Annotated in this window: 11 protein-coding genes and 1 tRNA gene; 2 read left to right on the forward strand and 10 right to left on the reverse strand. The window is 72.2% G+C overall.

The genetic code is table 11. From position 1 onward, the window contains the following. Positions 1 to 74: 74 nt before the first annotated feature. From IE241_RS06290 to IE241_RS06305, 4 genes are all read right to left on the reverse strand, one after another. Positions 75 to 147: transfer RNA gene (locus IE241_RS06290), tRNA-His, on the reverse strand. A gap of 99 nt (positions 148 to 246) precedes the next feature. Beyond that, positions 247 to 855, reverse strand: a complete 609-nt coding sequence (gene orn, locus IE241_RS06295) for an oligoribonuclease (RefSeq protein ID WP_190020627.1) — start codon at positions 853 to 855, stop codon at positions 247 to 249. Positions 856 to 860: 5 nt separating this feature from the next. Beyond that, a complete protein-coding gene (locus IE241_RS06300; protein ID WP_190020628.1) occupies positions 861 to 2,222 on the reverse strand; it encodes a helix-turn-helix domain-containing protein in 1,362 nt (453 codons plus the stop codon). A 368-nt stretch (positions 2,223 to 2,590) separates the two neighbouring features. Further along, positions 2,591 to 2,923 carry a hypothetical protein gene (locus IE241_RS06305; protein ID WP_190020629.1) on the reverse strand — a complete coding sequence of 111 codons (333 nt, stop codon included), beginning with the start codon at positions 2,921 to 2,923 and terminating at the stop codon, positions 2,591 to 2,593. Between the two features lie 379 nt (positions 2,924 to 3,302). Between IE241_RS06305 and IE241_RS06310 the strand changes: the two genes are divergently transcribed. After that, on the forward strand, positions 3,303 to 3,824 hold the full coding sequence (locus IE241_RS06310; protein WP_058044349.1) for a universal stress protein: 522 nt from the start codon (positions 3,303 to 3,305) through the stop codon (positions 3,822 to 3,824). Positions 3,825 to 4,147: 323 nt separating this feature from the next. Here the strand turns inward: IE241_RS06310 and glmS are convergent, their stop codons facing one another. The 3 genes from glmS to IE241_RS06325 all read right to left on the reverse strand — a co-directional run bounded on the left by glmS (position 4,148) and on the right by IE241_RS06325 (position 7,319). Then, complete coding sequence (gene glmS, locus IE241_RS06315; protein ID WP_190020630.1) at positions 4,148 to 5,962, reverse strand: glutamine--fructose-6-phosphate transaminase (isomerizing); 1,815 nt, start codon at positions 5,960 to 5,962, stop codon at positions 4,148 to 4,150. 77 nt (positions 5,963 to 6,039) lie between these two features. Continuing rightward, positions 6,040 to 6,315 carry a hypothetical protein gene (locus IE241_RS06320; RefSeq protein WP_190020631.1) on the reverse strand — a complete coding sequence of 92 codons (276 nt, stop codon included), beginning with the start codon at positions 6,313 to 6,315 and terminating at the stop codon, positions 6,040 to 6,042. 86 nt (positions 6,316 to 6,401) lie between these two features. After that, positions 6,402 to 7,319 carry a DUF4429 domain-containing protein gene (locus IE241_RS06325; RefSeq protein WP_190020632.1) on the reverse strand — a complete coding sequence of 306 codons (918 nt, stop codon included), beginning with the start codon at positions 7,317 to 7,319 and terminating at the stop codon, positions 6,402 to 6,404. A 171-nt stretch (positions 7,320 to 7,490) separates the two neighbouring features. Here IE241_RS06325 and IE241_RS06330 point away from each other — a divergent pair, with 171 nt between their 5' ends. Further along, the gene (locus IE241_RS06330) at positions 7,491 to 9,131 is read left to right on the forward strand and encodes a beta-N-acetylhexosaminidase (protein ID WP_190021060.1); all 1,641 of its coding nucleotides are present in this window, start codon (positions 7,491 to 7,493) and stop codon (positions 9,129 to 9,131) included. Between the two features lie 229 nt (positions 9,132 to 9,360). Here IE241_RS06330 and IE241_RS06335 read toward each other — a convergent pair whose 3' ends face one another. The 3 genes from IE241_RS06335 to IE241_RS06345 are packed head-to-tail and all read right to left on the reverse strand — an operon-like array spanning position 9,361 to position 13,613. Then, positions 9,361 to 10,521 carry an acyl-CoA dehydrogenase family protein gene (locus tag IE241_RS06335; protein ID WP_190021061.1) on the reverse strand — a complete coding sequence of 387 codons (1,161 nt, stop codon included), beginning with the start codon at positions 10,519 to 10,521 and terminating at the stop codon, positions 9,361 to 9,363. A 9-nt stretch (positions 10,522 to 10,530) separates the two neighbouring features. Beyond that, positions 10,531 to 11,469 (reverse strand): hydroxymethylglutaryl-CoA lyase, encoded by a 939-nt coding sequence (locus tag IE241_RS06340; RefSeq protein WP_190020633.1) that lies wholly within the window; start codon positions 11,467 to 11,469, stop codon positions 10,531 to 10,533. Next, positions 11,466 to 13,613: an acetyl/propionyl/methylcrotonyl-CoA carboxylase subunit alpha gene (locus tag IE241_RS06345; protein WP_190020634.1), complete on the reverse strand. Its 2,148-nt coding sequence runs from the start codon at positions 13,611 to 13,613 to the stop codon at positions 11,466 to 11,468. Before IE241_RS06345 ends, IE241_RS06340 begins: the two co-directional genes overlap by 4 nt. Positions 13,614 to 13,617: the final 4 nt, after the last annotated feature.

Genomic DNA, 13,617 nt, shown 5'->3' on the forward strand with positions numbered 1-13,617 from the left:
CCGGCATACGACGGTATGCGGCGGCATACGACAAGGGCCCCGGTCCGCTTTCGCGGACCGGGGCCCTCTGTCAGGGTGAGTAACGGGACTTGAACCCGCGACATCCTGGACCACAACCAGGTGCTCTGCCAGCTGAGCTATACCCACCATGTTCGTCCGGCGTGTTTCCCACCGGCCGAGAAGAAGTCTACAGGGTCTTCGGGGGTGCTCGCTCCCGGCTTTCCGCCGAGCCGGGAGCGAGCTGTGTCACACCGTCTTGGCGGGCAGGACGTGCTTGGCCGCGATGGCCTTCGCCGTGTCGGAGTCCGGGCCGGGCTGCGGCACGAAGATCGCCTCGCGGTAGTAGCGGAGCTCGGCGATCGACTCGCGGATGTCGGCGAGGGCGCGGTGGTTGCCGCTCTTCTTCGGGCTGGAGAAGTAGGCCCGCGGATACCAGCGGCGGGCCAGCTCCTTCACCGACGACACGTCGACGATCCGGTAGTGCAGGTGGGACTCCAGGGCCGGCATGTCCCGCGCGAGGAAACCGCGGTCGGTGCCGACCGAGTTTCCGCACAGCGGGGCCTTGCCCGGCTCCGGGACGTGCTCGCGGACGTAGGCGAGGACCTGCTGCTCGGCGTCCTCGAGGGTGGTGCCCTTGTCCAGCTCCGCGAGCAGCCCGGAGGCCGTGTGCATCTGGCGCACCACCTCGGGCATGGTGACGAGGGCCTCGGCGGGCGGGCGGACGACAATGTCCACGCCGTCGCCGAGGATGTTCAGCTCCGAGTCGGTCACCAGGGCGGCCACCTCGATGAGCGCGTCGTCCGACAGCGAGAGCCCGGTCATCTCGCAGTCGATCCACACCATGCGATCGTTCATGTTCCTCACCCTACGGGGCGTTCCCGCTGGCCGGGCAGGCGCGGGGAGTAGAGGTCCGACTCCGGCTTGCCCGGTTCCGCACCACTTATCCCGTATCCACCGCTATGCCCGCCCGGGTGGGTGCCGTGCGGGCCGTGGCCCTGGTGCCCTCCGTGCGCCGGCGGCGGACCGCCGAGCACGCCGCCGCCCCCGGACGCGGCATGCGCCGGTGCCATGGCCGCCCGCCGGAGCGCCATCACCGACGGCTCCCCGGTCCGCTGCTCGCCCAGCTCCGGCCGGTCGAACCGGTCCGGACGCTCCCGCTCCGTACGCCCCTCGCGCTCGGCCCGCTCGGGGCGGTCGGCCGAGTTCTGGGGACGGCGCGCGCGGTACGCGGCCCGGTAGGCGGCCGGGGAGGACCCCAGCTGCCGGCGGAAGTGGCCGCGCAGGGCCACCGGCGAGCGGAAGCCGCAGCGGCCGGCGACCTCGTCCACGGAGTAGTCGGAGGTCTCCAGCAGCCGCTGCGCCTGGAGCACCCGCTGAGTGATCAGCCACTGCAGGGGCGCGCTCCCGGTGAGCGAACGGAACCGCCGGTCGAAGGTCCGGCGGGACATATACGCGCGGGCGGCGAGCGTCTCCACGTCGAACTGCTCGTGGAGGTGCTCCAGCGCCCAGGCGACGACCTCGGCGAGCGGGTCGGCGCCGATCTCCTCCGGTAAAGACCTGTCGAGGTAGCGCTCCTGTCCTCCGCTGCGGCGGGGCGGTACGACGAGGCGGCGGGCCAGGGCCCCCGCGGCGTCGGCGCCGTGGTCGGTGCGGACGATGTGCAGGCACAGGTCGATGCCTGCCGCGGTGCCCGCGGACGTCAGTACGTCGCCGTCGTCCACGAAGAGCTCCCGCGGGTCCACATGGACCGACGGATAGCGCTTGGCGAGCGTGGGCGCGTACATCCAGTGGGTGGTCGCGGGCCTGCCGTCGAGCAGGCCCGCTGCGGCCAGTACGAAGGCCCCGGTGCACAGCCCGACGATGCGGGCGCCCTCCTCGTGGGCACGGCGCAGTGCGTCGAGTGCGGCGGTGGGCGGCGGCTGGGTGATCGACCGCCAGGCCGGTACGACGACGGTGCCGGCCCGGGAGAGCGCCTCCAGGCCGTACGGTGCGGTCAATTCAAGACCGCCGGTTGTTCGCAATGGCACATCCTCGCCCGCGCACACCAGCAAGCGGTAGCGAGGGACTCCGGCATCCTGTCGGTCGATGCCGAACACGGAGAGCGGAATGGAGCTTTCGAAGATGGGGCCGCCGCTGAATAGCAGCACTGCGACGATCTCCCGGCGGCGGCGTCCGGAGAGCTTGCGCGTGGTCTCCGGTACGGTCGTGGAGTCCTGGCTCATGGCGCTAAGCCCCCCTCGGCGGTCGAGTCCTCTCGGTCCTGCACGTTTCCCCTCGGTCCTGAACGGTTCCCCCGCCGGTCATGGCCAAGATCGAATCTACTGCGTCGGATGGAGACGCAGTGACCAGTTCACCACTCGGCTCTATGTCGACATGGCAACTTGGCGCGAAGCGTTCGATCACGAAGCGTTGCACTTGCAGGCCTCGGTGAAAAGTACGCCTCTCGCCCATGCCCAATCCCCGTAGGGTGCAACCGCCCTCCGCGGTCCTTTCCTTGCTGGTCGACCGGCTGTTAGGGGCGTCTCAAGCCAAGGTATGGGGTTCGGACTGAAGTTGGCTGAAAAGTGGTGGGTGCGGGCGTGCGAAAGTGTCATTCTCCCGGCGCGGTGCCACCTGGATGACGCCCGCCGCGGTGCGCTCCCGTGCCCGTCCGGCCGTGCCGGCCGCGGTGCGGAATCGTCTGTTCCGCCAGTGCCCTGGCCGCACTGCGCTCCGACTGGCGCAGCAGGGCCCGGCAGGTGCAGGTGACGGCGACGAGCCCGGCCGCCGTGCCCGCGGCGCCGCCGAAGGACTGACCGCAGATCAGCAGGGTCACCGGGACGAGCACGCAGCTGAAGGCGGCCCAGCGGACCACGTCGCTCACCGGATCGGGGGAGTCCTGGGGCGGGGCGTCGGCGCGGGCGTGGTCACGGGTTCCGGGCACGGAGCGCTCCCTGCTGGCGGCGGGCTGGCGGTGGTACAACGCCGTGCCGGGGCCCTCGGTCACTGCGCGGAGCGCATCGGGAGTACACCCGGAGCGCGGCGGGGGCATTGCGCTACGCGCCGCCCTCGTGCATGCTCCGGGGAACGCCCGCCCGCCACCCCACCCACCGGCGGCCCGGGCGGGCACCGCGTGCCACGCTCGTGCGACCCCGGGGCTCCGGGTCGCCGGTCGGCCTCTGGGCAGGCGGCGAGTGTCGCCGTACCCTGGTGGGTAAGTGATTGAAAAGATGAATCCCGGACGGATTTTGCCTTCAAGATCCGCCCCGGGGGAGCAACCGCCGATCTCCCTCCGCCCGAGGACACCCTTCGCCGAGATACCGATGGCCGGTCACGAATTCTCCGAACCTGCGGACCGCAAGCGGGTCGCCGATCACGCGGCGCACCCCGAAGCGGCGGAAGAAACACGCCATTCCTGCGATCCGGCGTTCCAGCACGGCGTCGTGGTGGGCTTCGACGGCTCCACGTCCAGCGAACGGGCGCTTGCGTATGCAATCGGAATGGCCCGGCGCTCCGGCTCCGGGCTGATCATCGTGCATGTCGCCAACCGCCTGCCCACCACCGTCTGGGCGGGCTGCGAGCCCCCCGTCTTCGTGGACGTCCCCGACCACCGCACCGAGGTCCTCGGCCTGGAACTGGCCTGTGCGGACCATCTGTCGGAGGTGCCGTGGATCCTCGTCGAGCGCGGCGGGGACATCTGCCATGAACTGGAGGAGGTCGGCCGGGAGTACGCGGCCGATGCGATCGTCGTCGGTTCGACGCACGGACTGGTCGGCCGGATCTTCGGTTCGGTGGCGGGTCGGCTGGCCCGCCGGGCCCAGCGGCCCGTCGTCGTCATTCCGTAGCCGACTTCCCCCACCCTGCAGGGGTGATGACTCCTGCCCCCACTTGACGGCCCGTGAATCTACCCGCGCGTAGGGGGTGGAACGCGCCGCTACCGCGGGTAGGAACCGCCCGGATGGCGTGCTGCCGTACGGGAGGTGACGGTTCCCGGAAGCGGCGGCATCCCCCGCCGGCGCGAGGGCGAATGCCGGCGCATGGGAAAGCGGCCTTCCCGCGCGCGTGGTGGCACGTGCGGGAAGGCCGTTTCTCTCGGACCTGTCGCGGACAGGTGCGGACAGGTACGAGAGAGCTCCGAGGGGGCCCGCCGCGGCGGGCCCGGGAGTGACTACTCGACGGTGACCGACTTGGCCAGGTTGCGCGGCTTGTCGATGTCGCGGCCCATGGCCTTCGCCGTGTAGTACGCGAAGAGCTGCAGCGGGATGCCCATGAGGATGGCGTCCAGCTCGTCCTCGTTCTTCGGCACGACGATCGTGTGGTCGGCCTTCTCCTGCTCCTGGTGCGCGACGGCGAGGATGCGGCCGCTGCGGGCCTTGATCTCCTCCAGCGCGGCGCGGTTCTTCTCCAGCAGCTCGTCGTTCGGGACGATCGCGACGGTCGGCATCGCGGGCTCGATCAGGGCCAGCGGGCCGTGCTTGAGCTCGGAGGCCGGGTAGGCCTCGGCGTGGATGTACGAGACCTCCTTGAGCTTCAGCGAGGCCTCGCGGGCCACCGGGTAGCCCCGGACGCGGCCGATGAACATCATCGACTTGGCCTCGGCGTACTCCTTGGCCAGCTCTTCGATCTGCGCCTCGTTCGCCAGGATCTCCTCGATCTGGCCGGGGAGCTTGCGCAGGCCCTCGATGATCCGCTTGCCGTCGGCGACGGACAGGTCGCGGGTGCGGCCCAGGTGCAGGGCGAGCAGGCCGAAGGAGACCACCATGTTGGTGAAGCACTTGGTGGAGACGACGCAGACCTCGGGGCCGGCGTGGACGTAGATGCCACCGTCGGTCTCGCGGGCGATCGCGGAGCCGACCACGTTGACCAGGCCGAGGACGCGGGCGCCCTTGCGCTTGAGCTCCTGGACGGCGGCCAGCACGTCGTAGGTCTCACCGGACTGGGAGACGGCGATGTAGAGGGTGTCCGGGTCCACGACCGGGTTGCGGTAGCGGAACTCGGAGGCCGGCTCGGCATCGGCGGGGATGCGGGCCAGCTCCTCGATCATCTGGGCGCCGATCTGGCCGGCGTGGTACGAGGTGCCGCAGCCGAGGATCTTCACCCGGCGCACGGCGCGGGCGTCGCGGGCGTCGAGGTTCAGGCCGCCCAGGTGCACGGTGGAGAAGCGGTCGTCGATGCGGCCGCGCAGGGCGCGGTCGACCGCCTCGGCCTGCTCGTGGATCTCCTTGTGCATGTACGTGTCGTGGCCGCCCATGTCGTACGACTCGGCCTCCCACTCCACGGTGGTCGGCTGGGCCGAGGTGGAGGAGCCCTCGGTGGTGTACGTGCGGTAGTCGTCGGCGCGCAGGGTGGCCATCTCGCCGTCGTCGAGGGTGACGACCTGGCGGGTGTGGCTGACCAGGGCGGCGACGTCGGAGGAGACGAACATCTCCTTCTCGCCTATGCCCAGGACCACGGGGGAGCCGTTGCGGGCGACGACGATGCGGTCCGGGAAGTCGGCGTGCAGGACGGCGATGCCGTACGTGCCCTCGATGTGCTTGACCGCCTCGCGGACCTTCTCCTCCAGCGTGCCGGCCTCGGAGCGGGCGATGAGGTGGGCGAGGACCTCGGTGTCGGTGTCGGAGACGAAGACGAAGCCCTCGGCCGTCAGCCTGGTGCGCAGGTCGGAGGCGTTGTCGATGATGCCGTTGTGGACGACGGCGACCTTCTCCTCCGCGTCCAGGTGCGGGTGGGCGTTGACGTCGTTCGGCGCGCCGTGGGTGGCCCAGCGGGTGTGCGCGATGCCGGTGGTGCCCGCGAAGCGCTTGGGCAGGCGGGACTCCAGCTCGCGGACGCGACCCTTGGCCTTGGCGGACTTCAGGCCACCGGTCTTGCCGTGCAGGGCGATGCCGGCGGAGTCGTAGCCGCGGTACTCCAGCCGCTGCAGACCCTCCAGCAGCAGCGGTGCAACATCGCGCTTACCGATATATCCGACGATTCCGCACATAAGTGGTGACCCTCCCAGAGAAACGATCAGTGGTGCCCGGCAGCGGGGGCGGCGGTAGCGGCGCCGCCCCCGCTGCCTCAGCCGTAGACGATGCGGCGCAGCTGCCGCAGCGAGAGCTCCGGCGGAGCCACCGCCCGGTGCGGCAGCTCGGCCGAGATCCGCTCGAAGATCTCCGCGTTGCGCAGTCCGCCGGACTGCAGCTCGCGGTGACGGCGGCGGACGAAGACCTCGGTCGTCTCGTCGAAGTACGCCAGGACGTCCAGGACCACCCGGGCGGCCTCGCCGCGCTGAAGCGGCGTGCTGCGCACCAGGTGATCCACCAGGTCGTCATGATTCATACGGCGTTCGAGCACCCGTCGATACTGAGGGGTGGCGGCGACAATCGCAAGAATCCTGCCCGATATCGGGCAAGCGTGGGTGGATCGGGTGCCGGAATCGACTAGAAACGCTTCAGTACGGCCTGTTTTGCCGCGGTGAATTCGTCCTCGGTCAAGATCCCGGCCCGGTGCAGTTCGCCCAGCTCCCGCAGCCGCCGCAGCAGGGCGTCATGATCGGAATCGGAAGTGGCGTCGAGGGCGGGTGCGCCGGGGGCGGCCGGGGCCTTGGTGAGCGCGAGCGGTGCGCTTGACGCGATAGGCGCGCTCGGTGCGCCGGCGCCGGACGGGTGCGGCAGCCGGGCGACGACGGCGGCGGCGACGACCGCCATCAGCAGGTCCTTCTTGAAACCGAGCAGTTCGATCGCGTGGGGGTCGTGCTTGGGCGGGGCCTTGGTCGGCTCCCTGAGGATCACGAAACGGAGGTATCCGTTCTTCAGGCCGACGGAGGGCAGCCACTCCACCGAGCGGATCTCCGCGAGGGCGAGCGACTGCGGACCGGCGGACTTCTTGCCCTCCTCGGTCATCCAGTTCCACTCCAGGCGGACCCGCTCGCCGTCGAACGTCACCGTGCCGTCCCCGGCGCTCACCGACAGCGGCAGCGTCGGGCCCGGCAGGAGAAAGCGGTCCGAGGGGCCGTCCGGGACCTGCTCCAGGAGAAGGGCGTTGCGCACCTCGTCCACGAAGTACTCGGCGACGCCCGAGCGGTCGGACTCGACCGTCAGCTGATACGGGTCGGCGCCGTCCGTCAGCCGGCCCCGCGCGGCATGCAGCAGGGGGTCCGCCCCGTCGCGCAGCCGCAGCCGCAGACGGCCGCTCCTGCGGCCCGGCTCGTAGGAGATCCCCGCCACCGCCTGCAGCGGAACGGCCAGCTCACCGAGGGTCTGGCGCATCAGGTGCACGCCGCGCTCGCGGCCCGGAACGATCCGTATCGTGTCGCCGTCGAAGGTCCACGTACCGTCCTTCTGGAGGATCTCAGCCATGGATGGATTCTTTCAGGGACGTACGCTCGGGAGGGCGTGGACCTCGACCCGGATCTTCCCCGGATCTTGCCCCGGACCTTGACGCCCGCCGGGGCCGGCGCTACCCAAGCGGTCGTTCGTATGCGCGAATTCCCGTGAGCAGCACGCTGAAGGGACTTCCTCTTGAGACGCATGAGCCCCGGGTGCAGGAACGTGAGGCGTCTGGCGACGACCGGCCTCGCCCTGCTGCTCCTCACCGCCGCCGGCACGGCCGTCCCGGCCCGGTCCGCGGAGGCCGCCCCCGCCCCGCTCGACCGCATCGTGCCCGCCCCCGCGTCCGTCCGGCCCGGCGGCGAGCCGTACGAGATCACTTCCCGCACCGTCGTCCGGGTGCCGCCCGGCAACCCGGAGGCGGCGCGGATCGGCGGCTACCTGGCCGGGCTGCTGCGCCCCTCGACGGGCTACCGGCTGCCGGTCCTGCCCGGCGGGACGGACGGCCCCGGCATCCGGCTGGTGCTCGACGAGGACACCGGGGACACCGGGGACACCGGGGACGCCGGGAAAGGGGACGAGGGCGGCGAGGGGTACCGGCTGTCCGTTACCGCCCACGCCGTGACGATCTCCGCCCGGGAGGGCGCCGGGCTCTTCCACGGCGTCCAGACCCTGCGCCAGCTGCTCCCTGCCCGCGCCGAGCGCACCGAGCGGCAGCCCGGCCCCTGGACCGTGGCGGGCGGCGTCGTCACCGACGCCCCTCGCTACGGATACCGCGGCGCCATGCTCGACGTCGCCCGGCACTTCTTCACCGTGGACCAGGTGAAGCGGTACATCGACCAGCTCGCCCTCTACAAGTACAACGCTCTGCACCTGCACCTCTCCGACGACCAGGGCTGGCGCATCGCCGTCCGCTCCTGGCCGCGGCTGGCCGGGCACGGCGGCAGCACACAGGTGGGCGGCGGCGCGGGCGGCTTCTACAGCCAGGACGACTACCGCGAGATCGTCCGCCACGCCGCGAGCCGCTACCTCACGGTGGTGCCCGAGATCGACATGCCGGGCCACACCAACGCGGCGCTCGCCTCGTACGCCCGGCTCAACTGCGACGGCGTCGCCCGTCCCCTCTATACGGGCACCGAAGTCGGCTTCAGCTCGCTGTGCGTGGCGAAGCAGGACACGTACGACTTCGTGGAGGACGTCATCGGCGAGCTCGCCGCGCTCACTCCCGGCCCCTACCTGCACATCGGCGGCGACGAGGCGCACTCCACCGGCCATGCCGACTACGCGGCCTTCATGGAGCGCGTGCAGCCCGTCGTCGCCCGGCACGGCAAGACGGTCATCGGCTGGCACCAGCTGGCCGGGGCGCGGCCGGCGCCGGGCGCGCTCCTGCAGTACTGGGGGTACGGGCGGACCGGGGCCGCCGAACGGGACCAGGTCGTCTCCGCGGCGCGGGCGGGCGCGGGCCTGATCCTCTCGCCCGCCGACCGGGCGTACCTGGACATGAAGTACACCAAGGACACGCCGCTGGGCCTGCAGTGGGCGGGGCTGGTCGAGGTGCGGCAGTCCTACGACTGGGACCCCGGCGGCTACCTGGAGGGCGCGCCTGCCGAGGCCGTGGCCGGCGTCGAGGCGCCGCTGTGGACGGAGACGATCACCACGAGCGCGCAGCTGGAGTACATGGCGTTCCCCCGGCTGGCGGGCATCGCCGAACTCGGCTGGTCCCCGCGGGCCACGCACGACTGGGCGTCCTACCGGGTGCGCCTTGCGGCGCAGGGGCCGCGGTGGGACGCGCTCGGCATCGCGCACTACCGCTCGCCGCAGGTGGCGTGGCCTGCGCCGTGACCGGGGCACGGGGCTCTGCGCAGGGAGTGCGGTGGGCCCGGCGCCGCCGGAATCCGCCGCGGGGGCTGATCGCCGCTGCGGCGGATTCAGGGGCGGGCCCCGGTGTGAAGAGTGCAGGGCCGCACTCTTCAATCCGCCGCAGCGGTGCGCAACCCCAGCGGCGGATTCCGGCGGTGCCGAACCGGCGTGAGGCCCCCCGCACGGGGCACCGGCGGGGCCGCCCGGTTTGTCAGCCCGCGAACCCCAGTTCGCGGGCGATCAGCATGCGCTGGACCTCACTCGTGCCCTCGCCGATCTCCAGGATCTTGGAGTCGCGCCACATGCGGGCCACGGGGTACTCGTTCATGAAGCCGTAGCCGCCGTGGATCTGCGTGGCCTCGCGGGCGTTGGTCACCGCGATCTCCGACGAGTACAGCTTGGCCAGGGCGGCCTCCTTCTTGAACGGCTCGCCGTGCACCAGCCGGGACGCGGCGTCGCGCCACGCGAGGCGCGCCGTGTGCGCCCGCATCTCCATGTCGGCGAGCTTGAACTGGATGGCCTGGTTCGCGCCGATCGGCCGGCCGAACGCCTGCCGCTCCTTGGCGTACTTCACCGACTCGTCCAGGCAACCCTGCGCCAGACCCGTGGCCAGCGCCGAGATCGCGATGCGGCCCTCGTCCAGTATCCGCAGGAACTGGGCGTAGCCGCGGCCCTCCTCGCCCACGAGGTTGGCCTTGGGGACGCGCACGTCCGAGAAGGACAGCTCGCGGGTGTCCGAGGCGTTCCAGCCGACCTTGGAGTACGGGGCGGCGACGGTGAAGCCGGGCGTGCCCGAGGGCACGATGATCGAGGAGATCAGCGGCTTGCCCTCCGGCGTGCGGCCGGTGACGGCGGTGACCGTGACCAGGCCCGTGATGTCCGTGCCGGAGTTGGTGATGAAGCACTTGGTGCCGTTGATCACCCACTCGCCGGTGGCCTCGTCCAGCCGGGCGGTCGTGCGCGTGCCGCCGGCGTCCGAGCCGCACTCGGGCTCGGTCAGGCCGAAGGCGCCCAGGACCTCTCCGGAGCACATCTTCGGCAGCCAGGTGCGCTTCTGCTCCTCGGTGCCGAAGCGGTAGATGGGCATGGCGCCCAGCGAGACCCCGGCCTCCAGGGTGATGGCCACCGAGGAGTCGACCCGGGCCAGCTCCTCCAGGGCCAGGCCGAGGGCGAGGTAGTCGCCGCCCATGCCGCCGTACTCCTCGGGGAAGGGCAGCCCGAAGAGGCCCATGCGGCCCATCTCCCGCACGATCTCGTACGGGAACTCATGGCGCTCGTAGAAGTCGCCGATCTTGGGTGCGACCACGTCGTGGGCGAACTCCTCCACGGTGCGGCGGAGTTCCTCGTGCTCGGGGGTGAGGCGGTGGTCCAGCGGCATGGCTCAGGACTCCTGTTGGGAGAGGGCGCGGACGGTACGGGACGGGCTGGGCCGCCCCAGCTGCTCGGCCATCCACGCGCTCGTCGCGGTGAGCAGGCCGAGATCGACCCCGGTGTCGATACCGAGGCCGGCGAGCATCCAGAGAAGGTCTTCGGTGGCGAGATTGCCCGTGGCGCTCTTCGCGTACGGACAGCCGCCGAGGCCGCCGGCGGAGGCGTCGACGGTGGCGACGCCGTGCCGCAGGGCGGCCAGCGTGTTGGACAGGGCCTGGCCGTAGGTGTCGTGGAAGTGCACGGCCAGCCGGCCGGTCTCCACGCCCGCCTCGTTCAGGGCGGTCAGCAGGGCGGTGACATGGCCGGGCGTGGCCACGCCGATCGTGTCGCCCAGGCTCAGCTCGTCGCAGCCGAGGTCGAGCAGGCGGCCGGCCACCCGGACGACCTGCTCCAGCGGGACGGCGCCCTCCCAGGGGTCGCCGAAACACATGGACAGATAGCCGCGGACCGCCAGGCCGGCCTCGCGGGCCTCGGCCACGACCGGGGCGAACATCTCCAGCGACTCGTCGACCGTGCGGTTGAGGTTCGCCTTGGCGAACGACTCGGTGGCACTGCCGAAGACGGCGACCTCGCGGGCGCCGAGGGCGAGGGCGCGCTGCAGGCCGCGGGCGTTCGGCACGAGGACGGGCAGACGGGCGTCCACGCCCTCCAGCAGGGGCATCAGCTGCTCGGCGTCCGCGAGCTGCGGCACCCACTTGGGGTGCACGAAGCTCGTGGCCTCCACGGTGGACAGGCCCGCCGCGGCGAGGCGGCGGATGAACTCCGCCTTCACCTCGACGGGGACGACCGTCTTCTCGTTCTGCAGGCCGTCGCGCGGGCCCACTTCGTGGATCCGGACGCGGGAGGGGAGGCCGGGCTCCGGCACGGCCATGGGCAGTCCGCTGATCATGATTCCTCCGCGGGAGCGGCCGGCGTGACGACGGCCAGCACCTGGTCCATGGCGACGGTGGCGCCGGCCGTCACGTCGAGCTCGGAGACGGTGCCGTCGTGCGGGGCGGAGATGACGTGCTCCATCTTCATCGCCTCCACCACGAGCAGGCTCTGCCCGGCGCTGACGAACTCGCCCACGCTCGCCTTGACGACGGTGACGGTGCCGGGCATGGGGGCGGTGAGGGTGTCCACGCCGCCGGCTCCCGCGCCGCCGCCCGCGGCCCCGACGGGGTCGTGGGCGCGCAGGTGCCAGGCGTCGCCGTCACGGCCGAGCCATGTGCCCTCCGGGCCGGTGACGGCGGTGAAGCGCCGGGTGACACCGTCGTAGTGGAGGGTGATGTCGCCTCCGGCGCCGGCCCCCGGGTGCGGCACCGGCTGCGCGCCGCCGGCCGTGCCGGGCCCGGCGGCTGCCAGCCCGGCGGAGACCTGGGCCGCCTCGGGCGGCGCTGTGTCCGCGGTGCCGCCCGAGGCCGGGGGCTGCCCGCCGCCCGCGGCGGGCGCGGGGGTGTCCGCGACGACCTGCGCGTGCCGCGCGGTGCCGCGCACCCGGACCGTCACCGGCTCGTGGCCCGGCACGCGCAGGTGGTGCGGCGTCCACGCCGGTTCGCCGCCCAGGCGCCAGCCCGAGGGGACTGAGAACGGGTCCACCCAGCCGTGGGACACGGGCTCCAGCTCCTGCTGGCGCAGCAGTGCCGCTGCCGCGTAAGCCTCGGCCGGCACCTCCCGCTCCACCAGCGCGACCGCATCCCGGTCCACCAGGCCCGTGTCCAGCGCGCCCGCCACCACGTCCGGATGCGCCAGCAGCCGCCGCAGGAAGCCCGCGTTGGTGTCGACGCCCAGGACGACCGTGCCCGCGAGGGCGGCCCGCAGGCGCCGCAGCGCCGTCTCCCGGTCGGGGCCGTGGGCGATGACCTTGGCGAGCATGGGGTCGTAGGACGTGCCGACGTCCGTGCCCTCCGACAGGCCCGAGTCGACGCGGACGCCCTCGCCCGCGGGCTCGCGCAGCAGCCGCACCGTGCCCGCGGACGGCAGGAAGTCGACCCGGCCGCCGTCGGCGCTCACGCGCGCGGTCTCGGCGCAGATGCGGGCCTCCACGGCGTGGCCGCGGAGGGCCACCTGATCCTGGGAGATCCCCAGCCGCTCGCCGGCGGCGACGCGCACCTGCCACTCGACCAGATCCAGGCCGGTGATCATCTCGGTGACGGGGTGCTCGACCTGGAGGCGGGTGTTCATCTCCATGAAGTAGTACGAGGCGGGGTCGTCGCCCGGCACGATGAACTCGACCGTGCCCGCGCCCGCATAGCCGCAGGAGCGCGCCGCCTGGACCGCCGCCTCGCCCATCGCGGCGCGCGTGGCCTCGTCGAGGAACGGCGAGGGCGCCTCCTCGATGATCTTCTGGTGGCGGCGCTGCAGGGAGCACTCGCGCTCGCCCAGGTGGATCACCTGGCCGTGGCCGTCGGCCAGGACCTGGATCTCGATGTGGCGGGGGCGGTCGATCCAGCGCTCGACGAGCAGGGTGTCGTCGCCGAAGGAACCGCGGGCCTCGCGCCGGGCGGCGGCGATCTCCTCGCCGAGCAGGGCGGCGTCGCGCACGAGGCGCATGCCCTTGCCGCCGCCGCCCGCGGAGGGCTTGAGCAGCACGGGCATGCCGATGCCGAGGGCGGCGGCCTCGAGCTCGGCGTCGGTCAGACCGCTGCCGGAGGAGCCGGGCACCACGGGCACGCCCGCGGCCTGCACCGTCTCCTTGGCCCGGATCTTGTCGCCCATCAGCTCGATGGCCCCGGCCGGCGGGCCGATGAAGGCGAGCCCGGCACCGGCGCAGGCGCGGGCGAAGGCGGCGTTCTCGGCGAGGAAGCCGTAGCCGGGGTGGACGGCCTGGGCGCCGGTGCGGGCGGCCGCCTCCAGCAGGCGCGGTATCGACAGATAGCTCTCCGCGGCGGCCGCAGGGCCGATCCGCACGGCGGTGTCGGCTTCGCGGACGTGCCGTGCCTGCGCATCCGCGTCGCTGAAGACGGCGACCGAGCGGATGCCGAGCGCGCGCAGCGTGCGGATGACCCGTACGGCGATCTCGCCGCGGTTGGCGACAAGGACAGTCTCGAACATGCTC

The organism is Streptomyces hiroshimensis (assembly GCF_014650335.1).
Lineage (GTDB): Bacteria > Actinomycetota > Actinomycetes > Streptomycetales > Streptomycetaceae > Streptomyces > Streptomyces hiroshimensis.